The sequence below is a fragment of the Pseudomonas frederiksbergensis genome (genome assembly GCF_000802155.2).
Classification (GTDB): domain Bacteria; phylum Pseudomonadota; class Gammaproteobacteria; order Pseudomonadales; family Pseudomonadaceae; genus Aquipseudomonas; species Aquipseudomonas frederiksbergensis_A.
The window spans coordinates 204,485-229,399 of the sequence record NZ_JQGJ02000002.1 but is presented as its reverse complement, the minus strand read 5'-3'; the positions used below and the strand labels follow the sequence as shown (position 1 = coordinate 229,399).

General features: G+C 53.6%; 19 protein-coding genes. 3 read left to right on the top strand and 16 right to left on the bottom strand.

From position 1 onward, the window contains the following. The first annotated feature begins 274 nt into the window (after positions 1-274). Positions 275-754, top strand: a complete 480-nt coding sequence (locus JZ00_RS29700) for a hypothetical protein (protein ID WP_152668400.1) — start codon at positions 275-277, stop codon at positions 752-754. Positions 755-815: 61 nt separating this feature from the next. Here the strand turns inward: JZ00_RS29700 and JZ00_RS04100 are convergent, their stop codons facing one another. The 6 genes from JZ00_RS04100 to JZ00_RS04075 all read right to left on the bottom strand — a co-directional run bounded on the left by JZ00_RS04100 (position 816) and on the right by JZ00_RS04075 (position 8,137). Continuing rightward, a complete protein-coding gene (locus JZ00_RS04100; RefSeq protein WP_039588505.1) occupies positions 816-2,723 on the bottom strand; it encodes a caspase family protein in 1,908 nt (635 codons plus the stop codon). Next, a complete protein-coding gene (locus JZ00_RS04095) occupies positions 2,723-3,343 on the bottom strand; it encodes a hypothetical protein (RefSeq protein WP_039588504.1) in 621 nt (206 codons plus the stop codon). The genes JZ00_RS04100 and JZ00_RS04095 overlap by 1 nt, the downstream gene beginning before the upstream one ends. A 193-nt stretch (positions 3,344-3,536) precedes the next feature. Continuing rightward, entirely contained in the window at positions 3,537-5,033 is a 1,497-nt protein-coding gene (locus JZ00_RS30710) for an ApeA N-terminal domain 1-containing protein (protein WP_152668399.1), read from the bottom strand. Positions 5,034-5,233: 200 nt separating this feature from the next. Then, positions 5,234-5,953 (bottom strand): MFS transporter, encoded by a 720-nt coding sequence (locus JZ00_RS04085; protein WP_235433044.1) that lies wholly within the window; start codon positions 5,951-5,953, stop codon positions 5,234-5,236. A 57-nt stretch (positions 5,954-6,010) separates the two neighbouring features. Continuing rightward, complete coding sequence (locus JZ00_RS31875) at positions 6,011-6,385, bottom strand: antitoxin Xre/MbcA/ParS toxin-binding domain-containing protein (protein ID WP_160300868.1); 375 nt, start codon at positions 6,383-6,385, stop codon at positions 6,011-6,013. A 1,023-nt stretch (positions 6,386-7,408) separates the two neighbouring features. Then, on the bottom strand, positions 7,409-8,137 hold the full coding sequence (locus tag JZ00_RS04075) for a metallophosphoesterase (RefSeq protein ID WP_039588502.1): 729 nt from the start codon (positions 8,135-8,137) through the stop codon (positions 7,409-7,411). A gap of 205 nt (positions 8,138-8,342) precedes the next feature. On the opposite strand from JZ00_RS04075, the gene JZ00_RS04070 reads away from it, so the two are divergent. Then, the gene (locus JZ00_RS04070) at positions 8,343-8,801 is read left to right on the top strand and encodes a helix-turn-helix domain-containing protein (protein WP_039588501.1); all 459 of its coding nucleotides are present in this window, start codon (positions 8,343-8,345) and stop codon (positions 8,799-8,801) included. Between the two features lie 192 nt (positions 8,802-8,993). On the opposite strand, the gene JZ00_RS04065 is transcribed toward JZ00_RS04070, so the two are convergent. The 7 genes from JZ00_RS04065 to JZ00_RS04030 form a co-directional block, all read right to left on the bottom strand. Further along, complete coding sequence (locus JZ00_RS04065) at positions 8,994-10,715, bottom strand: hypothetical protein (RefSeq protein WP_039588500.1); 1,722 nt, start codon at positions 10,713-10,715, stop codon at positions 8,994-8,996. A 99-nt stretch (positions 10,716-10,814) separates the two neighbouring features. Then, complete coding sequence (locus tag JZ00_RS04060) at positions 10,815-11,597, bottom strand: hypothetical protein (protein WP_039588499.1); 783 nt, start codon at positions 11,595-11,597, stop codon at positions 10,815-10,817. A 230-nt stretch (positions 11,598-11,827) separates the two neighbouring features. Beyond that, a complete protein-coding gene (locus JZ00_RS04055) occupies positions 11,828-12,085 on the bottom strand; it encodes a hypothetical protein (RefSeq protein ID WP_039588498.1) in 258 nt (85 codons plus the stop codon). Continuing rightward, positions 12,078-12,548, bottom strand: a complete 471-nt coding sequence (locus JZ00_RS04050) for a hypothetical protein (protein ID WP_039588497.1) — start codon at positions 12,546-12,548, stop codon at positions 12,078-12,080. Before JZ00_RS04050 ends, JZ00_RS04055 begins: the two co-directional genes overlap by 8 nt. A 1,410-nt stretch (positions 12,549-13,958) precedes the next feature. Continuing rightward, positions 13,959-15,860 carry a TniQ family protein gene (locus JZ00_RS04040; RefSeq protein ID WP_039588495.1) on the bottom strand — a complete coding sequence of 634 codons (1,902 nt, stop codon included), beginning with the start codon at positions 15,858-15,860 and terminating at the stop codon, positions 13,959-13,961. 360 nt (positions 15,861-16,220) lie between these two features. Next, positions 16,221-17,108, bottom strand: a complete 888-nt coding sequence (locus JZ00_RS04035) for a TniB family NTP-binding protein (RefSeq protein WP_039588494.1) — start codon at positions 17,106-17,108, stop codon at positions 16,221-16,223. A 65-nt stretch (positions 17,109-17,173) separates the two neighbouring features. Further along, the gene (locus JZ00_RS04030) at positions 17,174-19,012 is read right to left on the bottom strand and encodes an integrase (protein WP_039588493.1); all 1,839 of its coding nucleotides are present in this window, start codon (positions 19,010-19,012) and stop codon (positions 17,174-17,176) included. Between the two features lie 863 nt (positions 19,013-19,875). Between JZ00_RS04030 and JZ00_RS04020 the strand changes: the two genes are divergently transcribed. Beyond that, positions 19,876-20,580 carry a hypothetical protein gene (locus tag JZ00_RS04020; protein WP_039588491.1) on the top strand — a complete coding sequence of 235 codons (705 nt, stop codon included), beginning with the start codon at positions 19,876-19,878 and terminating at the stop codon, positions 20,578-20,580. Positions 20,581-20,632: 52 nt separating this feature from the next. Here JZ00_RS04020 and JZ00_RS04015 read toward each other — a convergent pair whose 3' ends face one another. From JZ00_RS04015 to JZ00_RS04005, 3 genes are all read right to left on the bottom strand, one after another. Then, positions 20,633-22,078, bottom strand: a complete 1,446-nt coding sequence (locus tag JZ00_RS04015) for a hypothetical protein (RefSeq protein ID WP_039588490.1) — start codon at positions 22,076-22,078, stop codon at positions 20,633-20,635. A 74-nt stretch (positions 22,079-22,152) separates the two neighbouring features. Next, complete coding sequence (locus JZ00_RS04010; protein ID WP_039588489.1) at positions 22,153-23,301, bottom strand: iron-containing alcohol dehydrogenase; 1,149 nt, start codon at positions 23,299-23,301, stop codon at positions 22,153-22,155. 182 nt (positions 23,302-23,483) lie between these two features. Next, positions 23,484-24,857, bottom strand: a complete 1,374-nt coding sequence (locus tag JZ00_RS04005; protein ID WP_039588487.1) for a sigma-54 interaction domain-containing protein — start codon at positions 24,855-24,857, stop codon at positions 23,484-23,486. Positions 24,858-24,915: the final 58 nt, after the last annotated feature.

Below are 24,915 nucleotides of genomic sequence, written 5' to 3'. Positions count from 1 at the left end.
AAAAACTATAACCTGAAAATTGGCTGGGAGTCCGGCCTATTCACAATGCTTTGCAGGTTCATCGGCAGTCAACCTGTACTCTAGCCCAGTAATGAATATTTGAAGCCCGGGGCGCCCGATATTCCAGGAGTTAAGTGCGGCTGGTCTTCGTGATCAACTGGGCGAACTGTAGCAAGCTCGTCATCTGCCCGCCTCCCCTACGATTGAGATGGTGGCCTGTGATGCCCAAGGCCGTTGGGCCATCACGATCACATCGGATGGAGTCACCGATCATGTGCACCTCGTCGTCGGATCCGAATGCGCCACTCGGGGTAACACTCAGTTGATCACACGCCCACTTGTACATTTGAGGCTCGGGCTTGAGGATGCCCAGTTGATAGCTGTATGCGTAAACATCAAGGTTGGGGAACAGGTTTCTTACGACTGCACCATAGGGCTGATGGGTGGAGGATTGCTCAACGCCTTTCGACATGCTGTGGAGAAAGGGGCTCTGTCCAACCCTGATGTCAGCGTACCTGGCAGTTTGGCGGTTGACCTGTTTCAGGCGATGAACGCAGAACGCTCGGACATCATCCATGCCTATCCCATAACCAATCCTGAGGGGGAACAGATCCTCCATCGCCGCAATGACAGTCAAGGCAAATACTTCGAGGTGACGGATGTATTTCTGGACAGCTTCAGTTCGCGCCTGTACGAGTTAACTCTGCAGCTGTACGCCATACGGAAGATCGTGCGGCCCGATCTGGGGGACTGAATAGGCTATTACTTCTCAGCCCCCACCTGGCCTAACTCAGAAGCCCTCGCTGCGCTCAAGGTCATTGGTCGCCGAGCAAAAACCATGGCACCCGATCCGGGAAAATCAGTGACGCGCAGATTGCTCCTATCCTCGTCGCGGGATTCTGACGCGAGGCGTCATGAACCATCTGCGGCTTGCACACTTCCTCCCAGCGCTGAACGACATCCGCCACCGTCCAAACCTTTTGGCCAATCTGGAATACGTGGTTTATACCGTTGTGAACAAATGGCTGGCTGAATTCCAGGTAGCTTTGCGGAAGGAAGATTTTGAGGTGGGCGTGATCAAGACTTGCCAGGTTGTAGTCCAGCTCTTCTTCGAGGGAGTGACGGCGACTGAGGAGTAGAACGAGCGCCAATGTTTCCGAAGGTGAACTGCTCAAGCGTTTTAATTGCGCAAGGTCTTTGTCTGCGCGCGCCTTGAGATAGTCGTACACATCCTCTGCCGACAGCAGCGGCCGAGCAAGTCGCCCGCCATGCTCAATCAGCGCGTTAATCAATGTACTGACCACCAATTCGCCGAGGCCGTTGAATTCATCAGTATTGGCGGCTGTAAGGAATGCCGCCCAGTAAGGAGCCTCATCTTCGCTCATGCCCGCACAGGCGCTAGCGTAATGCTTGATTATCAGGCCACTCATTTGCTCCAGAGCCTTTCTGAGATTAGCATCGCTAAGGCCAAGCTCCCGAGCCAGATGCACAGCTGCGCCTGCCCAACCCAATATCCGGGAAATACGTTGCGGAAGGTAAAACAGGTCGGGAATTCCATGCCTGCATAACGAACTGGGGTTCTGCTGGAGCTCTTTCACGATGTCCCAAAGCAGGTACTCAATCTCTGCCACGATCTCATGGGCGAGCCCTCCCATACATTCGTGGGAGGCGCTGTCTTTCTGGGAGGACTGAAGAAGCAGTGCAGCGCAGGTCGCGCTCAGTTCGACCCGGGAAAAGCTATTGGTGTGGCGCCGTGCCACTTTCTCCAATGATTGCCAGATACCGCCAATGAACGAGCCAGCTGCGTTGGGTATCTCGGCCAGACGATCAATGAACTTGGAAAGGACGGGGAAAAGGCGTTTAGGCGTCAACTCATGCTCAGGGGCAAACATCAACTTGTAGAGTTCGGCAGAGTGGCTGCTGATAGCCTGCCCGGCAGGTGAAGCGGGTGAAATACCAGTTATCCCCAGCAGCGAGGACACTGAATTGTCGGAGGCATGCGGATTACCGAACAGAGGCATGGAGCCGTACAGGTTGACGCCCCATACGGATGGCATTTGTCTTCCCTGGGTTTGATCTGAGACGAACTGAGCGGCTGGACGGCCTATGTCCAGCAAATCAAGCATGGGTGCTCGCGACCCCGTGTCGATCTCCCCGTCTAGCACCTTGAGCAACGCGAGGGTTCCATAGCCACCTCGATTGGTCTCGCCGGCGTACTGATCTGCCGCTGACGATACGAAGAATGAGACGCCGAATGTTTTGGCCTTCCCAATGACTTCTGGCTTGAGCAGGATACCCAAATTGGAAACCATTCCACCGGCCTGGCACGCATCGATGATGACATTGCAGTGGGCCGCTTTTAGTTCGTTGAAGTACTCAAAAAGTCGACTGAGAGCAAAACCCGTCGTGGAAAGACGATCAGCGCGGGTATCGCTTAGGCAGAGGAAATAGCTGTCGTTCGCTTCGCCGCCATGGCCAGCAAAGAATAGCGTGAAGCTCTCGATTTCATCGTACCTGTCTTGTATCTGAAGTAGGGTCGCATCCAGCTCACCTCGACCCGGAGAACGGAGCAAGTAAGCATCCTCTGGAGCGATACTGCTCAATGATCCTGTCGACAGCGCAGAAAAAATCGAGAGCGCGTCACGCTCCGCGCCAGATAATGGGTCGAGCGGAGGAAAGTGGTAGTTGTCACATCCGATGCTCAGTAAAACTTTACCGGCCATCACTGTTCCCTAGTACGAAATTTAGCTTTTCGCGCAGCTTCCGCTGCCAAGGCCTGTGTGATTTTGATCTTCTTGACCTCCTCGACCCTGGCGAGCAGTTGTGGCTCGTGCAGCGAGGGATCTGAGTGGAGGCGCTTCGCGAGGCTGGGATGCATGCGAAATTCTGGCAGCGATACCTGGCCATCTCGGTCGACCGAGTACTCGACTGTCTCGATTGCCTTGAGCATCTGTTCACCCAGGGTACCTGCGGATCCATCAATGACATTGCCATGTTCTTCGCAGGTATCGGAGAGCATTCTGTAAAATGCTTTCGCATAGCTGTCCGCCATGCTATTGGATATCTCATCAACCGTGCGCTCGATGACGTCGAGCCTGCCCTCCATGATCTCCTCGAAGCGCAATCTTGTTTCGTGTTCGATCGTCTGCATCTGGTCAACGCGATCAGGGTCGTAACTGTGGTGCGATTGCCACGATCCGCCATGACTGAATCGCTGGACGTCATCGCCCCCACCTACCTGTCGTTGTGCCCGGTTGAGTTTTTCCCCTGTGGCTTGCATAAATGCTTTCATTACAAGCTCTGCTTGCGCATCAAATGGGAACGGATGGACTTTATCCCGCATGTTTCACTCCTCGCAAAACCCTTGAGCGATCATAGGGCAGCACGTCCTAAGGAGCCATCCACAGGGCGCATGCCTTATAGGTGTAACTGCCAATCGACTCTAACTGAATCTGTCGGCAACAACGCGCCTGGCGGCTTCTGTCGACGGCAGTTGAGCAGAAGCCGCCAGGCGCTTGAATTAGCCAGGCCGCATCTCACGAGAGAATGTCACCTTCTGCCTCCGGCTGTGGAGCGCGAGGTTCTGCAAAATACCGCTCAAATATCGCATCTAGATCGACATCCGGAAGTAGGTCTGCCTTGATAAATGATTCTTTGAATACAATCGAGCCAGGGTCTCGATACACGATATTTCTTAACTCAGCCTCATCCACACCAAGAAGATTTATGATGAGCAATAGATATAGCTTAGACAGTGCATCACTATTTTTAATTACTCCTGTGATAAAGCGCTCATAATCTCCAACCTCCCTTTCCCCTCCATGGTGAGACAGGTCATTCCTCAAGTCCGCGCAAGCCTTGGTAAAGGCTTTAAGTTTTGCATCATCGATGCCAAGGGCCACCGGCTTTAACAGTTCATAAAGTCTATCTGATAGTGGTCTTTCGGAGCTTCGCGAGTCCAGCAAGCCCCGCAACCACTTACGATCGCTGCGATTTAAATCCTTCGCATCACTAACAAATTCCTGCAATTTCTGGATTTTATTTTTTAAGTTTGGGTCTTCGCACGGGGACGAGCCTACACGGCGATCCAGCGCTTCCAATCCCCACACCAGGTTCACGAAATAATGTTCTGCATAAAGAGACTTATTTCGGCGAGTCCCCAAATAGAGATTTATGCCAGGCCCTAAGCTCTTCCTTTTATCAATCCAAGTTTCTATCATTTTGCCAAAGACGCTTCGGATTCTCGCATAAGGTAGCAGCGTCTCATCCCATCGCACCTCCTCACGAGAGGGCGTGTTGCGGCGAAAATAGAAGTCAGCGCCAACATCCTTACCCTCCTCCTTCCACAACACTCTCGGCCACTTGAGGGTTAAATTTGAATTGGCCAATATCATCAACAAGTCTTGAGCCGCTCGATACCAGGCGAGCATTTCTTCGCTCGTTGTAGTCGAAGTAGGCGTATAAACAAGATGAGAACTCATGCCAATGTTAATCGAATGCGCCCACAATCCCGGCTCGTACCCGGTAAAATCATGAGCAATTTCGACTACGCCTGACTCGATATTCCACGCATCATCTGAATTTAGCTCAAAATTCGTAGATATTTTACTACTGTCATCGCCATCACCATTTGAAGGCCCAACAAAACCAATGCGACCTGGCCGAATCCATTGCTGTAAGCCATCCAATGAGATACGTAGCCTGAAAAGTCCTTCAGCCCTTGGGAGCTTTTGGGAGATAAAACACTCGCGAGCGACAAAAACCTCATATGAAATTATACCCGTACGCCCCTTGGAAGCAGTCAAGCCTCGGAGCAAAACGTAGTGCCCATTTGACTTTAAACAGCCAAACAAAACGATGGAGTCATCAAGCCTTTGTCCGAGAGCGCCACCCATACCACTTCGCCCAGGCAGAGTCTGATGCAGCTCCAACTGAATCAAACCACTTGAATCGATACTTAACAGGCCAGCAGCGCTTCCCTCTTCGGGCCCTTTATTAGCCCACCAAAAAAATCCATGATCATGAATATCCATGCGCGCAGCCCCTTAAACTCCCTAAAGTTTGATGTATATCTACTTAAAATTTCATGTTGGCTTACAGCAAATGTATCCTGACTCTATAGCCTCTTGATACTTGATCGCGCCGCGAGAATCAAGTCGCTCTGTAGGCTAGGCCGGCGCTAGGCGAGTCCTGGCCAGCAACGCAAGCAGTACGAACCCTCCCCCCAGGCAGCTTATGAATGCCAATCCAATATGGTCGATGAGCAATCCTCCGGTGATAGCGCCCGGCATGATTCCGACATTGATCGCACTGACATTGAAAGCGCCCACGAGTTGAGCGTTGGCCCCCGCCCGGCGTAGTACATCAATCCCGTCATCAGGCCTGCAGCGGCGTGGCAACTGCCCACAACTGCGATCACGAAGATAATCATCCAGACTGAGGCGCCGAGTAAAGAGATGGCCGTCAAGGAGATCGCAAGCACGATCAGGAGCCGCTTGAACATTCCCTCAAGCTGACTCGGAATGCGCCGGGACAAAATCAGGTTACCCACGATGTCAGCAACGCCATACAACGCTAACACCGGTGTGATGTAGGCTGTCGGGAGTTGTGTGTAGCGGACGAGGAAGGTAGCCAGATAGCTGAACACCGCCATTATCCCACCGAAAATCAACAAGTAGCTGAGCAGTGCCCGGACAATGTCGGGGCGGCACACCGCCCGGAGTCGGTCTGACAATGTAGATTGGAGTTGAGACCCTTCGATCTCAGGCACGTGAATCCAGCGAATGACCATTGCCAAAGCTAGAGCGCTGAGCACCGCCATCAGCAGCAACGCATCTTCCCAACGCCAGCCCTCACTCACGGCCTCACCCAGCGGAACGCCTACCACTGATGCGATCGAAGCACCGATGAGCACTCTGGAGACTGCAAGGCTTTTAGCCTCAGGCTTGGACATGGCCGCAGCGGCCACCGTCAACCATGCGCCTGGTGCAAAGCAAAACCGACCGCCCGTTTAGGCGACTATCCCGTGGGCCAAGCGTGTCAAGAAATTCCACACTTGGAGATAACCCGAGACACACATCACCAAGGCGCAGGGTTCACACCCGCCCAACCCTCGAACCGGAGCAATGAACCAACGGTATGCGCGTTTTTTTGTACCCAGCACATCAGCAGCCAACTCCAGAACGCCCTCACTTCGGAGCTGAAATCCAAGATACGCCTTGCTCCAACACTGAACGCGAACGTTGGTCGAAAGCGGGAGAAATATTGGATTGTTTGGATCATATCTATACGGCGGAGGCGGAATTTCGAGAGCACGTATTGGCGTGAGCACTATCACCCCGTCTACCACCTCTACTCCAAACGACGCCCCGTCACTGACATTCATGCTTCGCAAAACTTCTACAGGAAGATCGACGATGAGATCGCCGCTACCTTCGGCGGCTCGGCACGTTACAACGATACGTCTAGGCTCATTCACTGGTCATCCGCCCTATTGATGGGGTCGCGTTTGAAACATTCAGCGTGACTCACTAGGAGCTGACGATCATCGTAAGGAGAGCTAACTCGTCAGTGGCTAAGCTGTGGGATGCTTCCAATGGCGTGATCTGGCTCAATGAGCACATATCGGCTGCCAGTAAGCGTCACTGCGATCAGATACCCATGCTCATGATCGAAATCGCGCACGATTGACGTGCGAATCAGTCGGCCATTTTTAAACCTGTCCTTCCAATCCTGATAGACCAAACCGACCAGGGAGAAGCCTTCTACCTGTGGTCGGTGTATAAATGCAGTAGCACCTTTTGTGAAGCAGTGGGTAGTGGCGTCCGCTACGGCATCCGGAATATTTCTCGTCTCACTATTCATAACAGCGCTGCACCAAAGAGTTGAGCGTGCCGAGGGCTGAAAGGATCTCCCTTGTAAACCCAGACCAGTAGCATCCTTCCATCGACTGCAGGGTCATCAGTCATTCGCTCACTCGCTCTTGGCTGCTTGAGGGATGACCTCAGCGAAAATGCGCTCTACTGGGTCATGGCCGAACCTATAAATCACAGTCTGAGTAGTCCCCTCAACCTTCTCTTCGGTGAACAAAAGCTGACTCACAACCACGTACTGACTGCCGTTCGCTGTGGTGATCAACGTGTACCCTTGGCTCTCACTTACGCTGGATAGCTTGCTCGTGGTGAAGGTATCGCCGTTCTCATAGCGCCCTAGCGAATCAAAGAAAATGGCAGCTCGGTACCCTCCTTCTCTGGGCCGCGCATCAAGGAGGTACCCCGTGACAGGGACATCGAACTTCATACGAGTGGCCTGTACCAAAGTCTGGGGCAGATTTTCGTCACACAATTTAGTCACACCTGATGATTGATCACCTCGTCGATTCGGGCGGGTCTCTTGACACCTGCCATCGTCAAACGGTGATCGTGAAGTCACTGATAAAGCCTGTCGCTTCCTGCGGATAGCCTCTCGGGTTGGAAACAAATCGGCACCCACCAAGGTTGATGTCGATAGCGCGGTGGGTATGCCCGAAAATCCAGACGTTGGCTTTCGGGATCAAGTCGTACCAACGATTGAAATATGCGGCGCTCACATGGCCGTCTTGCTTCTCGCCCGCTACCTCTTCGATCGGCGCATGATGAGTGACGACCACCGTCGCCCCTGGAAACGGCTGAGACAGCTGCTCATCTAGCCATGCATAAGTGGCTCGGTTTTTCTCGATCAAATCTGCTGGCCGGATGCGCCGGTAAGCTGCGGTAGTCCGGATCATGCGAAAGTCATTCATCTCGCGTGCGCACGTCATCGTGGCCGCCACAAGATCGCCTGTACTTGTGAAATCTGTCCAGCCAGTGGCGACCAAGAAACGAGTGCTGCCAAAGACCCGCACCTGGTTCTCCATGACATGGACGTGTGGTGCCGCCAGGTCGCTCATTTTTGCCAACGTGCGATCAAGGTTGCCCTTGTAAAATTCGTGATTCCCACTGCAATAAATGACGGGTCGAGCAAAGGTAGCGTTCGCCCATTTCACGCCTCGGGCCAGTACCCCAATGTCTCCAGCCAACACCACCAAGTCCGCGTCGGTGGCGGGCGGCTCGAAAGCGGAAAACTCAAGATGGAGATCTGAGTAAATCTGAATTTTCATTGGGCATTTTCAATAAAATCGTAGGGGTCTTTGACGATCATGCCTGGGAAAGTGCCTGATCTCGGTTTAGGGCTATATTGCAAACCTGGCCCCAAAGCAGAAGCCAACCAAGGCCCAGCCCAGAACGTCAACAAGTGAGTACTATAGGAATTTGCGTGTGACATTGCAAATCATGGATACCGTTGTGTTTACCGGAACGCAATGAATGTCCGTGCGTGTAGCCTTTGCGGCAGCTCTTAAATTCCTTCGTGGCCACCTGGCGGTTTCCCAACGGGACATCGCCAGGTCGCTTGAGCAGTCGTACGTCAGCAAGCTTGAGGCGGGAAGCCGAGCGGTTACGCTTGAGGTGGCAGAGGATCTGGCGCATGCGATGAACCTCGACCCACTGGCGTTCCTGACCTTGGTCTATGCATCGGATCGAGGAAAATCCCCCCGCCAGTTGCTCATCGACTTGAAGCAAGCTCTTGAAAGCCAAGGCCTCCTCGACGCAGATGTCCCCACCCAGCCAGGAGCTGTTCCCCATCCTGTCGACGTCAGCGCGGCCGCGACAAAAACTAAGATCCTGGAATTGATGGCTGAGGGCTTGAACCAGGCCGAGGTGGCACGGCGTCTTGGAATATCTAGGCAGGCCGTGAGCCGTCACGTTCGAAAGTCAGGAACCTGATGATGTCTGAATCCGCACCTGACCACACACGACCATTAGTCGCCCCTCCCGGGCCGGACAGACATTGCGCCTACCCAAGGGAAACTCGAACGGTGGCGTAAGATCATCTGATCTTGCCGGCATCAAGGGGTGAGACTTATTCGGCCCGTGGCCAGTCGTCTAGCAGTTTGTAGACAGTTGTCTACAAAGCGACTACAGACCGTAGCATTCCAGCGTGGCTCTCGGCACGGCCAGCTTGGGATAGATGGTTGATAGCCAGTCGATCGGCGCGTTCGGATCGAAATCTTGTTCCATGCTCCGCAATTGCTTGAGGTGCGGAAAGTCCCTTGCCGCCGTACCTAGCGCCGCCGATGCCTCAGTGGCTTCGCCGGAAAGGCGGTATCGCTCTGCCAGCGCTAACGCCATGCAGGCTTCCACGTTAGGCGGTACCTTGATGCCGGCGTTTGTATGCCGTTTTTTGTAGTATTGATCGAACTGCTTCTTGTGCTCGGAAGGTGTCCAGCCGGTATCACTTCCCATCAGGGCCTGAGCAATCAATGAGTCGACACCTGGTTGATTCAGAAGGTCGACCTCAGGTTGTAAAAACTCACCTCGGTCGCGCTCTGTTCGAAGAAAATAGTTAGCCAAATAGGCGAATGCCAAAAACGACACCCTCATGGGCGCGGGCATTTGTGCCTGCAGTCTGGATCCTTTGTCTATGACAGGCGTTGGATAGCGAAGCTTGCGGTTGGGAAATTCGACCAAGCATTGATCAAGGAGGCGTACAAGCCCCTCTAAGTACCGTCGGGGAGTCTGGACATTCAGACCTTCGGGATCATAAAGCCAGTGCGCGGGATCAATCCTGAGCGTCAAAAGGTGCGGATTGTCCCATTCGTAGGGATATGGCTCGTGCTCCACCTTGTCCGCCTTGTGCACGTACTCGATGATCACCGCGCGTACCAGGCGAAACAACCCCTGGAAAGTGAAAGTCAGCTTGTCAGCATCTTCGTAGGTTTCGCCGTGGCTTGTGAAATGCAGAAACTCTTTGGTTAGCGGTTTGAGGGTGTGGACGTAGTCGGAGCGCACGCCATACAGGTTTTGCAGTGCCGCTTCCAAGTCGCGCCGGCCAATCGGGTGCTTTTGGGCGTCAGCCTGAGCAGTGAAGTATTCCGCTGGCAGGTGCGCCAAGATGAACTGCACAAAGCGATGGCCCAAGCGCGGATAAATGACGTCCAGAACCGCATCCTTCACCGCTTGCGAAGGCTCTTCATCGATACCCGCCAGTGCCTTGTCCACCCCGCGCCGCTTGTCTTCAGGAACGTCTGGCCATTTAGGCTCATGCCCATCAAATTTCTGCACCAGAGATTCGATACACATGACCAGGAGCGTGTAGGCCAGATTGAGGTCGTCACTCATCCTGTGGACAGCAGCAACATAGGTTCTGATCGACTGAATGACGGCGAGATAAGTCTCGCGCCGCAGCCCGATCAATTGCTCAGTAAAATCTTCAAACGCTTTAATTTCTACAAGGTTGGCGCGCACTGAAGTGTCGTAGTAACGCATCAAGCGCTCACGCGGGTGCGGTTCACCAGGCCGGCGTTTTTTATTTAGCAATCGCTCGACAATGTGGACATCGGGGGAGCAAATGACCTGTAAGCTAAACGAGGCAACGTCGGCAAAGTCATCGATGTAGGCGCCCATCGTCCTGGAGTGAAGAATGCCGGCGGCCGGTTCCGCAGCTTCCATGTACTCAGTCATCTCATACCCCAGCGCTGTCGGGGGATGCGAGGTGTCCATGCTGCTCAACCTACCCACTTTGGTCGTGACCTGGTCTACGACTGCGAGATCAAGGTTGGAGTAGACAACACCCTTGAGAAGCGTTGTTCGTGGATTTTCACGGTTCGTGAACAGCTTTCCTGTCGCAGCTTGCAGCATGGGCACTCCCTGTCTAATGAATTCCTGTGTTCGAACGGTGCATCGTGACGCGCCGGGGACGTAACGGCCTTCCATGGTAGGCGAGACCACCGGTGAGTTTTAAAAATTTCCTGGCAACGCCGCCATCTGCGCCCACACGTAGCATTCATCACCAAGCATGCTCTTCAGAAAATCATGAGATGTGTGAAACTTGACGGCGACTGGGCTGGTGAAATCGTTGATAGCGGCGTATGAATTGGCTTTGTCGCGGATGAATTTGAGCGCAAGAATGTCGTTAGGAAACTCGGGGGCATCCCATTTCGAATAAGGTTTGTCTACCTCCCCCATCCTAGCCAAGTCATACCACGCACGCAGCTTTATCAATGGGTTTAGAAGTAGAACCCCGTCGTCCCGACGCCGCCACGCGTTCTCGCGGGCAAACGCATCGATCATCCCTGGATTCGCAGCGTCATAGGGTTGCCAGGCTGAGCGAAGGATCGTGATCCCGATCCATTTTTCCTTCTGTTCCGCTTGGTAGGCTTCGATCAGGGCTTTACCGAAATAGACCTGATGTCGGCCAGAGGAGTCGATTTCGACCTCGAACTCACCGAATGAAATCGCGCCTCTTGCGGGAACACCAGCCGCTAGCAACGCGGACAAGACCATTCCGCCAATGGCATAGACATCCAAGAAAGCCCAGTTTCCATAACCTTTTGGATCTTGGTAGAACACAAAGGTGTCCGAGAAATAGATGGTTTTAAATAAGGCATTGAGTTCTTCCCATCGTCCAAAAGCCTGAAGAGCATTGTCGACGACGGCGTACACCTCCTTGACGGATTTTGTTTCCACAAGCTCACTGAAACCCAAGATATCAAGAAAAAGCAAATAGCGTCCTTGGTTCACAATCCAACTCCATCTTTACATTAAGAGAGTCACAAGCGACTAAGCAGTAATTAAATAAGTAACGCATTCCTATACATGGATTGAGGCTATATCTTTGAAACTCACTCCCGAAGATATTCACTGACTACATGGTGCAGAATCAGCAGCCCCTATGAAAGCGGCCAGAAAATCAGTCATAGACTCCGTTCTTAGTGTCGACTTCTACAAGCGTAAATACGTAGACCCTAAATTCATTTGGCGTTGCTGCGCCTATTAGAGGGGCCTTTGATTTTTTGTCCAATGGCTGCTGGGAGTCCTGCGGCGCGGCCTGGATCAAGCAATGTCATTATGTCAACTGGTTTAAAATCATACTGACTCGCAAGAGCGTCGAGTTCCGCTAGAAAGCGTGCAGCCTTTACGACTTCCGGATCTCGAAGAAGGGGTACTATCGCTTCATACTCCAATGTAATTCGATTGCTCAATTCAAAGAACTCTTGAACACTAGTCATTTGTTTTCTCCTCATTGGCAGGCTCATCACTATCTGCCTCGACCGCTAGTGCCGGCACTGGTGAATCTATGACCGGTTTAGGGGGTAAGCCAACAGTGAGCATGGCATCACTGTCGAGCACGGACTCTCTCTTCACGCCATTCCCGCCATTTGGCTGCAGCCGGTCGATCAAGTCCAGCAAGCCAGTGGTCGTGCGCGTCTTCAGGCATAAAGGTTCAGCTCCTCTACTACCAGCCACATTACCGCTCGCACTATCAGCGGAGCTCTTGTACCTGGACTCAAGGAGATCAAAGACCTGAGCGAACGAGTAGCCATGCTCCTTGGCTAGCGCCTCCAGCCGAAGGTAAAACTCGACGTCGAGCTTGTAATCAGCCTCTTCCTGCTGTTTTTCCAGCCCGCGCAAGGCCAATTCAAGCTCGTGCTGCTTGCGTCTAAATTCAACGAGCGTGTGTGTTCTGACCATGCATGGCTCCGGCTATCTGTGCTCCTACCCATGGGCGACTCGCTAGGCTCCTCACTCATTATAGTGGTGTTAAGAGCTAAGCAACACCCTTGTAGGAGAACCGTTCTAAACAGTATTAATGTATATTATTCAATAAGTTAGGAGTGAAACGGCTGCACGCCGCTACCATTGGTCGGGTACCCGACTGGGAGGGATGACGATCATAAAATTCAACATGAAGGAGTTTCAAGACCGCTAGAACCCATTCAGCAGACTATTTGCCCTTACGCAACAATGCCGTTCGTGACGCTGTAACCCAGCTCTGGATCGCTTCCTGTCAATTTATCAAATAAGTTTGGCTTTGACTGGCTGGCGGCGTTGCTCAGAAAGCCTCAGCCAGCCAGTCCCCGTCAGCAGAACATCTATGTCGAAAAAATGCCGAGAAGTATCGATCTTCACTCTATCTCGTTGAATCAAATCGATTTTTTATCGATTCCTAACTCAAGCGCCGCTCAATTTAATTGAAAACCGTTATTGAACGCACCGCTTGAGCCCGGCCCGAGCGCATTTATGAAATTTCCGATCTTCCATTCCGGCTTCAATTTAGAAGGTTCAACTGACTAGGCCACCTGCTTCATCCTGATGACACTGGCCATTGCTAGTGGCTCAAAGGCGGCACCAGTGAGTCCTGCCTAGGCAGTGCATCCATTCGATCTTCTCGTCAAGACGCGCAGCTCATCATTGGAGCCGCGCGGTGCGCAGGCATTTTTGGCCACTGGTATCGTCGCCTGAAGGGCCAGGGTGTTGGGCTACGCACCCCCAGTTCTCAACTTGAGCTGGAGATAGTCTCGGGCGACCGTTGCAACGCCCTGATCAGTAAGTAGTACGTAGATGTGAAGTCCCCGAACCTCTCGCATGTAAGCTCAGCAGCTGCCCTTCCTTCAACTTGGGTTGACTCGGGTCATTTATGAGTAAGATCGAGTCTTCGAACCAACCTTCCGGGTGCTCGTAGCCTGAAACTTTCCTTGGCGTTCGAGGTTTACCTACATCAGCGAAGCCAAACGGATCATCAGGGTCTAAGGCATCTTGTGATGGTTCCGATACTGCATATTCCACGACATAATGCCAAATGTCCCTTCCTGACTCCCGACCATGCTAGTGTCGAATTCAACCAACCTTTGGCTTTTTCGCCTCAATTCCGTCAGTGCGAGATCGAGCAGGCTGGATATGCCAGAGGCACTCTCTGCCTTCACCCTAATTGTCAACTTGTTCATCAGTAGTATCCTTTGAGTTATTTATCGTAAGTCCCAGTCAAAAGTGTAGAGACCTGATCTCCATACGGCTTTGAGGCCGCCATCCATTGCCTTTGAGCACCCCGAGACAGTCCGAAGCAGGTTGACCCTAATACGGTCGCTGCCCTGTTCTTCTACATTACTTTCGACGACTCGCGGGGAAAATGGTCTCATCAATGGCCCAGACAACTGCCTCCAGGTCTTTCTCTTTGAAGATGATCTGCGCATACCTCAAGTATGCAGCGATTTGTGACCAGCTGAACGCCAGTGTGCCCAAGGTAGCAATCTCCGATCTGTTCACGGGAAATGGTGTCGAATAGGCCCGAGTCGTGTCCCTGATAAAAACAGCCTCCACATCGGAGATCAGCTCGAAACTCACCCCAAGCATCCAATACGCAACCGCGAGATCACGAGGCTTAGCAGAGTCTGGCCTGAGGCGATCCCGAACCTCGCCATGTAGTTTTTTCTTGAGCCCGGCATGAGGTTTGGTCAAACGATAGAAAAAATATGAGCGAGCAAAACCCTGGGTCTTGCTCTCATCTGAATCCTGTAGCCAAAACGCCAGCAGGAACTCTGCTGCGCGCCTGGTCGGGGTGGATGTTTCTGACAGCGAGTAGAACCAGGTCTGAACCCGCTCTGTTAGATGGACGAGGCACGAGTTATCAGCGCTGACGAATTCCGGATTCGAGTGCTGAAGCGGAAAGCTGGACGTCAACCGAGCTGCCGGGCTTTGCACATGCTCTTTGAAAGCGACCCAGGCCTTGTTTAAGACCGTGAAATTCCCCGTTTCAAGCCGCTGCAGCATCACCCCGCCTTCATGATTCACGCATACGCAGCTTCGCGACTTTTGCCACGCCAGCCGCCACGCAGGATTTAAGCCCGCACTGAGGTCTGCGTGAAAGCACTGTGGGCAATAGTTCAAGGCGTTTGGATAGGCTACTAAGGCATCATCCGTTTCCTTGAACTGCTTTGAAATCAGCAATCGCTCGCGGGGAGAGAAATGGCTAAGAAGCTCCAGATTCGCGTACTGCCGATCAGGGTCGACGCTACCTTTGCTGCATAGCAGCATGAAGTTTTCCGCAAATAGGCTGTCAGCAGAATTCCGGGGCACCAAGCTACGTCTCGCAGCCCAAGACGAAAACGTCTCATCCAGTACGGGAGTCACTGGTTCCTGGATAGGTACCTGATTGTGATCTGGCTCGTATTTCCTTTCCTGGCTCACCTCGTGTGCATCCAGGTAGTACCAGTTCGGCTCCGCAACAGTGTCAACCGGAGCAGTCATCTCCGTGAGAAGGTGCTCCAGGACATCTATAGCAGCGCCGATGCGACCGCCGGAGCGCTCATGAACGATAGTCGTATCCACAGCAACTACAACGTCAGCGGCGTATCTGTCCACTAACCCAGCTTTTACATCCGCAACAAACTGGTCAAAAGCCGCGCCTTCCGCCATAGGTTCAAGCGTGAAAATGCGATGCTTGATCGATGCGGTTTTGAAGCTCGCGCCCAGCGTGGAAATGGCCTGTGGCAGACCGCAGAACAAAAAACCCTTCTGCCTGAAACTCCTTATCCAATGACACATGATCCAGAAGTTGGTGTTTGCGTCCTTGCTTCCCTTTAGATAAGTCTGAGCATCATGAATTATAGACGTCTCGTAGTTTCGGGCGCTCAGCACAGCATGCTGTACTTGGCCCAGCTCGGTCACGGCCGTGTCAACCTTGGTTGCGAGCTCGCCTGGCATGCCAACCGCAATACTCAGCGCGTGCCTGAAATCAGTCGGCTCTAGCGTCGTGCCTCCCAGTACCGAGAGGACGTTTTGGCCGTCTAGACTTAGGAGAGAAGCCAGATGGAGCAGCAATGCGGTGGCTCCAGTTCCTGCCGGCGCAGCCAGCAGCAGTACCTCTTGTTCAGGTGCGCAGGGGGTTGCCTGTGAAGCGGTCTGTGAGCCGGCTGGCTTAGTGACTGTACGAAAGTGCTTAAGGCACTGCTCCAAGACCCTTTGGTTGCCTGAGGCATCTGACCATTTATTCGACTTGATCGTCATTGAGCCTGGTTCTCAATCCTGTAGCCATTAATCCTGAAATGCTAATTTTTCAAATTCTGTGTTCTCAGGGGAGGCCGAGCTTTACGCGTACCACCTCGGCTAGAGTCCTGTCTCCGAAAAACGTTCTCTTTCGGCGAGAGGCTTTGGTGTTCGGCCAAGGCATCGCGACGAGCCTTAGCAGGGTTATGGCGAGGAGTGGCAACGCCGGCCGGACGCCCAAGACTCCGCCGAAAGTGAACAGCTTATTTTCGAGACAGAACAGTAGAGTCACCGCTGCTGCGCGTGCAGCTTCGCCTCCCGCCAGCCCTGTAACGTGGTTTTCGAGCAGACAACATTCAGTTGTACTGACGATAACGGCGCTCACGCATAAGGGCCTATGTCCGGTCGAGCATAGTCATTGAGATTTATCTCTTCGATGACGTTCTTCATTGCGCGCACAGTGCTAACCAATAAATCCGAATTGACATATTCTTGCCCGGTTTCAACTGCCGCACGACAAGCTTCACGAGTCAGGTCAGTTACCGCACGGCGAGAGTTATAAATAATCAATTTCTTTCGAACAGTGGTAGTGGTGAGCGTATTGTTTTCAAGTATTTTAAAGAAATCATCATTGAGCACGGAGGGCTGCTCTAGTGGCATCAACGACAAGTACCCTTTAATAAAAGACTTGCCCTCGTCATCATTCTTCCAATAGCTTAGAGAACCCACTCGAATGTTGAATCTTGATTTTAGTGTTTCATCATTATCGAACAAAGCATACATTTCGTCTGGTGTTCCAGCCAAGAAAACATTAAGCTGCCATTCGTGACCGGCCAGCCCCTTTATTGAGCCCAGCTCACGATTCACAGGCGCCCCAGTTAAAGCGAGCCTTAACATCGGAGCCTCGTCAACAAAAACCCCGCGTACGTTATGCTCACGAACCAAAGTCTTAGCTAAGCCAACATCTCGATAGCTGAGGTTCAATGGGCGCGTATGAAACCGTTCCCCGATTGCAGCTAGGAACAGCTTCATCACGCTGAGGTTTGCACTGTTTTTAACCAGGTCGAGATAAATGATCTTGCCCGGCCAATCTGACGCAGGATCAAAGCTTCGCTTCTCCCAGCTCACTCCAATCGTCGACTTGCCTAAGCCAGGAAGAGCGATGAGCGACATCCCGGCGTTTGACGTATTTCTGGGGGATGCGAGTAGCCGCTTGGCACTGTGCTCCACAGCCATCGCTGTAGGGTAGTTAAGGAATACGTCACGCATGCACGCGAGCGCCCGCTCCTCACGAGGAAGCTCCAGTAGCCCCAATGCCCGGGGGCTTAAGTGGGTCACAGATCATCCCCCATCATGACTGGTATAGGGCCTTGGTGAAGCTTTGCAGGCGCTTTGGGCTCCAGCACTGAGCTGGATGCAGGCTGATTGATCTTGCACATCTTGTCCTCAAGATCCCGACTTTCCTGCAGCCGACGCTCCTGCTGTTGAGTCAGAAGGGACTGCTTGAGGTGATGCTGCTCCTGCATAGCTTGAAGTCCTTCAGGGGTATGCTGGCCTACTGGAAGTCCGGATTTGCGCTCGACATTCCACTCCAGCATCGTTTTCGGATAACTATCTGCGTTGATAAGTTTGACAGGAACCCATAGCCCTTTGTCCATCACCCACGCCCTATGCAAGTTGCCGTAATCGAGTTTAAGAGTGACTGGCTCTCCGACTCTGTTCCAGTACGGGCCGGGCTCATACAACAACCCCAGTGTCAGATGCCCCTCACGCCTTACATGTATGTTCCTCTGATGGAGCATGTCGATCTTGAACTGGGTTGCGTCTTTGACTACTGGGGGTGTTCGTATTACACCGTCTTTTTCACCGAAGTCTCGCATCCAACGCTGATTGGGCGTTAAACCATCCTCGCCAGGCCGCTCGTGCAGAATACATATCTGGGTAATAATAAGAATGAAAAGATCTTTTATGGAGTATTCAGCAAGTTTTTCTGGATTCTCCCCCCTTGCGATTTTCCTACTCGATGCTATCGCTCCGTTCAGCGTCTGAATGAAATAACGGTTCACCACACCAATCTTACGCTCTACCTTGCCGCCGCTCTGTGGCCGCATTCTACGTTCGTGACGTATGTCATTTTTTGCGAGCGTTGCAAGCACAGTTTTGGCATTGAGATCTCCCCCTCCATCTGTCCTCAATCTGGACAACTTTCCGTACTGCATCCATTTAAACCGTGCAGAAAGCCCGAACTCCGCCAGCAGTTCATCTTTAGGCTGAAGTGCCATGAAGAAAGCATTCGCTAGTGTGTTTCTTGATGGCGCAGCGTACGATAACCAGAATCCTAAATAGGATTCGGTATGGTCATCACTGATGATGGTCAGGTTCGGTCGCCCCAGTACTTTTCCAGTATCAGGATCGACCGCTTGGCAGTCGAGTGGACTGTTATCAGCCTGTCCAAGCTGGAGGGCATGCTGCGTGACTGTACCAAAGGGAAAGGAGTCGAATTTATCCCGCGCCGCAACGGGGCCTTGGGTATTAGCAACTGCTTTGCGCATGGACGCTTGGGCACACCGTCTTTCAACCGTTGAGGCTGAAGGCGGATTCTTCGAAATTGCGTTGCACTCCCATCGGACACGGTTGAGTACAGCGACTACAGATGCACCCGGCCCCTTGTAGTCGTCCTCGATCGCTTTCGCCAGAATCTCTTCAACCTCATCCTCTAGCCGAGTATCGCCCTTTCTTCGTCCAGAAACACCGGGCACCAGCGCTTCCCATGATTGCCATTCTCGATAGCGGCGCAGCAGATCATTCACAACCGTTCGCCCGAGGCTCAGTTTTTGCTCAGCCTGCTCTTTGGTGATCTGTCCCAGGTACAGTGGTTTGATCACGTCCTCCCGTGCAGTCCCCACAATAGTTTGTTCAGGGGTATACGGGGAAACAGGCCTGACCTCATTGTCCGGCTCGACGTTTTCGACACCAACGTCACTTGCAGCGCGGATTTGCTCAACAGCCTTGGTACTGATCTTGTGAACCTTGCTCTTAGGTACCTCAATTGAAGGCACAGGTAATCCGGAGAGTTTGACCCGGTAACAGCCCCGCTCCGGAACATCGCCGTCTATTAGGTAGATGCCCTCCTTACCATCCACAAAAACTGCTTCACCTATTGAAAACTCCATAGCTATCGCCCGATCATTTCGAGGAGCAATGAGCGATGCTGGTTATGCAACCGGTCTCTTACAAACCCGAGTGTTGGCGCATCGATGTCCAGCAGGTCACATTTGGCGCAGACGTCTCGCCATAGAGCTTTCAGAGAGTAGTTAGGGATCAGGTACTGTGATTCCAGCAGTATGAGAAAGTAAGTGATTGACTTGATCCGATACGTGGCCCCCTCGTCCTTAGTAATGGCAAGGTACTCTGCAAACTCGCAAGCAGGATTCGATTCGTGCACGGGCTCAGCGGAGGCTCTGGACTTTTTGCGAGAGGCTCGGACGATTTTGTCCATATGCTTTCGGAAGGCCCCGACGGGATCCGTTGATAGGGTCAGCCGCTCCTCGGGCAGAGCCAAGTGGAGTCCATTAGACAGTTTGCAGAGACGTACGACCCCACCGCGCTGCTTCCACACAGCTTCTACGACCAGCAGATCGGACGCCGTACCCACTGAGCAAAAATCGCCGACAGAGACCATCCATTCATGCTCCAATCGTGCACCTGAAGCCTAAGCATAGGACGCCTTCAGAAGCATGATCGTACCGCTTATCCAAAAAAACGAAGGTTTGTAAGCTACTGATTTATATGAATCTCACTTCACTAAACTTCGTTTTCTTGTGTCAAAAAAACGGATGTTAGTGATGAAATTTAAAAAAATGCCGCGCTTTCAAGGAGCTGAGTGGTGAACGGAGGTATGTGAATTTGGACAATGAGGCCTCCACCCCCATCCAGGTCAATTCGTAAAAGCCGAACGCTTCAGCGTCGATAGCTAAACCGCCAGGCTTGGCTAGAATTTCTTCAGGATGGAGATTTTTCGCTCGGAGGAAGCGCTATGTGCAAACATTCACGCATCGTGATATTTCCCTTTTCTGCACAATCCAAGCAATGGGTCAATACCAGGGAAAACTGGCGGAAGGCCAGACGCTCAAAAATTGAAGCCAACACAGAAAGGACGGACCTGGCCGATTACGAATTCTTCACCTTCGATGGACCTTCGAAAAAACGTCTCGCAGAACGTTTGCAGAGCTGTATAGGCCCTAACGAGGTCATCTATATTTTTGGACATTGCGCTCCCGGAAGTACCATCATATCCAAGGAGGCCTCTGCCGACAGCGAGTCCATTTCTGCATTGGTTCTGGCCAGAACGTTGAAAAAAGACGTTTTATTGAACCGGTCTTTTGCCGGCAAGATAAAAATCTATGGTTGTAACTCCGCACTGCCAAGCGGCACCAAAAGATCTTTCGCCCACTCATTTGCCTGCATTATGAAGCTGTATCTTTATCATAATTGCGAAATACACGGTTACGCCGAAACGCTCGTGGATGGCTACGTAGGCGCGCACAAGATTGCCACCAGTGATAGCAGCGTCGTTGAAGCTTTAAATAAAATGATTCAGAGAGACGAAGCGTTCGGTACCGGGATAGACGCCAAGTACAATGAGGACCATGTCCTGCGCCCCAGTAAATTCCGGCAAGAAATTGAAGTTTCCGAGGACATGATGCGTGAGGTCGTCCAAGAACTCACACCAAACAAATAGAGGGGTGAGGCGCACCCTCCTCTAATATCGAGGATGACCGCCCCAATCCCGTTCACTCTGTCACAGCCCTGCCCTCCATTCGCTTGATCTCCGTCGCGGACTCATCATCGCCGATTGGCTTGGTGTTACCCATTCCCTTCAAATCCTTGGCAAACGTCCCATCCACCTCCCCCTTGAAAAAATTCTTGCCATAAATCAGCAGGCACAACACAACGCCAATGCCGAATGCCCAGCTCGCGCCTTTGATCGCCAGTACCGCGCCGATCACGCCGGCGATGCCCAGGTCGCGCTGGCTTCTGGCTTCAAGAATGCCAAGGCGCACGCTCACGTAACCCTGGATCAGCAGCGTCAGAGACAACGCGACACCGAGAATCGGCTGTACCAACGTCACGACCGGCAACAGCAACAGACCGCTGTTGGTCCCCCAACGGAACGACCCGACGCCGCCGATGATCGACTTCATCGCCTTCGGCCCACCTTTGAAGCGCTCGATCACCACCACCAGCATCGCCGCCCACTTGGGCCCGCACATGGCGACATCCGGGCCGAAGATGCTCATGAACGCATTACGCGCGCCGAAGATCAGGTGCGCGCGATCGGGGTTGTAGTCGACAACTTCGTCGGAGCGGACAGTTTCTGCCTCATCGAGAAGCGATTTTGCGCTGAGCACGTCGCCGAACACGATGATGTAGGCCGCTAGCATGGTCGGCAGCGCGGAGATGAACATGGACAGTGGCGGCATGCCCAATCCGAACACGGTGTAGTCGTTCCACAAGCCTGTAAAGTCCGGTTGGCTGATACCCCACTGAAGGGTTGGCCATGGTGCTTCACCAAACAACGGGGCAATCACCACTGCCAGCAGAATGATCGGCAGGATGCCGAGCTTGGCGAAGTTCCACCAGAAGCGGTTGCGCTGCTTGAGCTCGTTGAAGTGCTGGGAAAAGATCAGATAGAAGGCGATGCCGACTGCAATGGAAATGGTCCAGGGCAGCACATTGAATTTTCCGCCTACCTGGAACACCGCGATTACCGCACTCAAGCCAGCACCGACGATGATCCCGGACTTGATCGCCGAGGGCACGAATTCCACCACCTTTTTCGCCATTCCGGTCGCCCCCAAGGCGATCGAGAAAACCCCCAGCATCAACTGGAAGGCAATCAACGCGTGGACACGCTCCGGGCCCATCGGGAACTGCGCACAGTAAGCCATCAACAGGGGCACCGCCGGGGTGATCCAGCCCGGTACGGTCGGATCGCCGAGCAAATGGTGCGCGAGGTACAGCAAGCCGTTGAGCATCACGACGGCAAGCGCGACTTCGAATGGCATGCCGAGCAGTTCGGTCATCAGCGGAATGGCGGCCAGGTCCACGGCACACATCAGCAAGCCCTGGAGATAGTCTGGAAGTTCGATTTTGTAATGCAGAAACGGCAGCCGGACCTTGAAGGGGCCGAGCGGGATGTACGGGCTTTCGCTCCGCTGCGCAGGAGTGTCGGACATTGGGTTCACCTGAGTTATTGGTCTTGTCATGGCGAGCGCAGGCTCCGGAAATAAACCGAGACGTGGCTTAAAAATCAGTAGGCCGCGCGGTAAATCTTCTCGATATCGGCTGCCGTCAGCTTGCGCGGGTTGTTGCGCATCAATCGGTCGATCTTGCTGGCCTCCTCCGCCATTGCTGGAATGGCCTCCTCCGGCACGTTGAAGCTGCGCAGGCCCGAGGGGATATCGACTGCGGCACATAGATCCGCCATCGCCTTCACCGCCTGATCCGCCGCATCCTTGTCGTTGAGGTTTGCGACGCGCACGCCCATGGCTTCGGCGATATCACGGAAACGCTCGACGCAAGCCGTCTTGTTCCACTCCATTACGTACGGCAGCAGCAAGGCGTTGCTGACACCGTGGGCGATATTGAACCGTCCGCCCAATGGGTACGCCAGCGCATGCACCGCCCCTACCCCTGCATTGCCGAATGCCATGCCGGCCATCAGGCTGCCGGTGGCCATGTCTTCTCTTGCTTTCAAGTTGGTCGGGTTGGCATAAGCCTTCGGCAGTGCCTTGGTGATCAGCTTGATCGCACCCAGTGCGATAGCATCGGTGATTGGCGAAGCGTTGACTGAGAGATAGGACTCGACCGCATGTACCAGCGCGTCGACGCCACTGGCCGCCGTAACACTGCGTGGACAGGTCAACGTCATGGTCGGACTGACCAGCGCCACGTCGGGCAGCAGGTAATCACTGACGATGCCTTTCTTCAGCTGCGCTTGCTTGTCGGAGAAAATCGCGACGTTGGTCACTTCCGAACCTGTACCGGCGGTCGTCGGGATGGCAATCAAGGGCGGGCCCTTGCGTTTCACCAGATCGACACCGAACAGCTCCGTCAGCGCACCTGAATGACCGGCATAGGCCGCGACCCCCTTGGCGATATCGATGGCACTGCCGCCGCCCACCGCAATCAATCCGTCGTGGCCACCCTGGGTATAGGCGCGGGTGCACTCCTCGACGATGATCACTTCGGGCTCCGGTTTGACCTGGTCGAAAATGCCGTAGCGACGATCACCGAGCTGCGCCAGCGCCAGGTCAACGGTGCCGGAGTTCACCAGGACGGTGTCTGTGACGATCAGCGGATTGTTGACCTCCAGGCGCGTCAGCTCAGCGCAAAGCTGCTCGATTGCGCCGGGTCCAGTGATCAATTTGTTGGCGATTTTGAAAGAAGCGATATTCATCGGGCTCGTCCAGTTGATGTTGTTTTATGGAAGACGTGCCAAACGGAATAGCGAAAGCCGTGCCAATGCCCGCAAAGCCCCGTGATGGGGGGCTTTGCGCGATTTATATCAAGCCAGGGAGGCGTATCGCCGGTCAGCGGCGATCAGTTTTCTGATCGATTTCCACGGTGTTGATCAGAAAACTAATCAGACTGTTCCCAGCGTTTCATTTTCTGCACCACCGTCGCCTGGCTCACGCCCAGAGCCTTGGCCGCGAGGCGCGTGGTCTTGTGCTCGCGCAGCGCGGCGCGAATTGCAGTCCGCTCGGCGTTTTCCACTACCTTGCGCAACGGCAAGCCCGTGCCATTGGTATCAGGCGGGTTGAGGTCGAGGATCTCTTCAGGCATATCGAGCGCCTCGACAGTCCCGGTCTGATTGGTCACCACCAGCCGTTCAACCACGTTGATCAATTCGCGAATGTTGCCGGGCCAGGCGTATTCGCACATCAAATCGAGGGCTTCCAGACTCCATCGGACCTGGCGCTCATAACGGGTATTAAATCGATCAAGGTAGTAATGCAGCAGCGGCGCAATCTCCTCCCTGCGTTCGCGCAGTGCCGGAATGTGGATCGGCACCACGTTGAGCCGGTAATACAGATCAGCCCGAAAACTCCCCTGCGCCACGCGTTGCTTGAGATCATGGTGGGTGGCGCTGATGATGCGTACATCGACCTCCTTCAGCTCCAGGCCTCCGACGGGAATGAAGCGATTTTCTTCGATGACCTTGAGCAGCTTGACTTGCACCGGCAGCGGCAGATCACCGATCTCATCGAGAAACAACGTGCCGTGATGCGCCAGTTCCAGCAGGCCACGCTTGCCTTTGGGACCTGCGCCGGTGAACGCTCCCGGCGCGTAGCCAAACAGCTCGGCTTCGATCAGATTCTCGGGCAGCGCACCGCAGTTGAGCGCAAGGAATGGTTCGCTGGCACGCGGGCTGGCGTTATGGATGAATTGCGCGACGAGGGTCTTTCCGACGCCGGTTTCGCCTTGAAGCAGCACCTTTACCGAACTGCTGGCGACCTGCCGGGCCAATGAAAGGACTCGGCCGGAAACCTCCTGGTCGGCCATGAGCGGCGAACGCAGCAGATTGTCTTGTTGACCGGCATGGAGCTTGGCGGTGCTGTTGCGCAGTTGCTTGAGCTGTTGCAACTCATCGCGCTCGTGTTTCATGCGCAGCAGTTCAGTCATGTCGCGCACGGTACTGACCACGTATGAAATCCGCTTTCCAGCGTCGAGGATCGGCGTGGCGCTGACGAGCAATTTCTTGCCGTGGCTCAGGCTCTGCATCACCGACACAGGCCGGCCACCGTGCAATACACGCAGCGTGGCCGATTGCGAGATAACGCCCTCCTTCACCAGCTCCTCCATGGATCGGCCGAGGAGATCCGCACCGCTGAGCCCGGTCAGGCGTTCGTAGGCTTGATTGACCTTTAGCGTCTTGCCGTCGCCATCGGTGATATAGACGCCGTCGTGGAGAGCGTTGAGCAGTTCTTCGAAGCTGGCGTCGTTGAGGTTCACCGGGGGACGGTCCTTCCAGGGAGTGTGGCCGTCAAGTGTAAACGTAGGGCCACGGTTT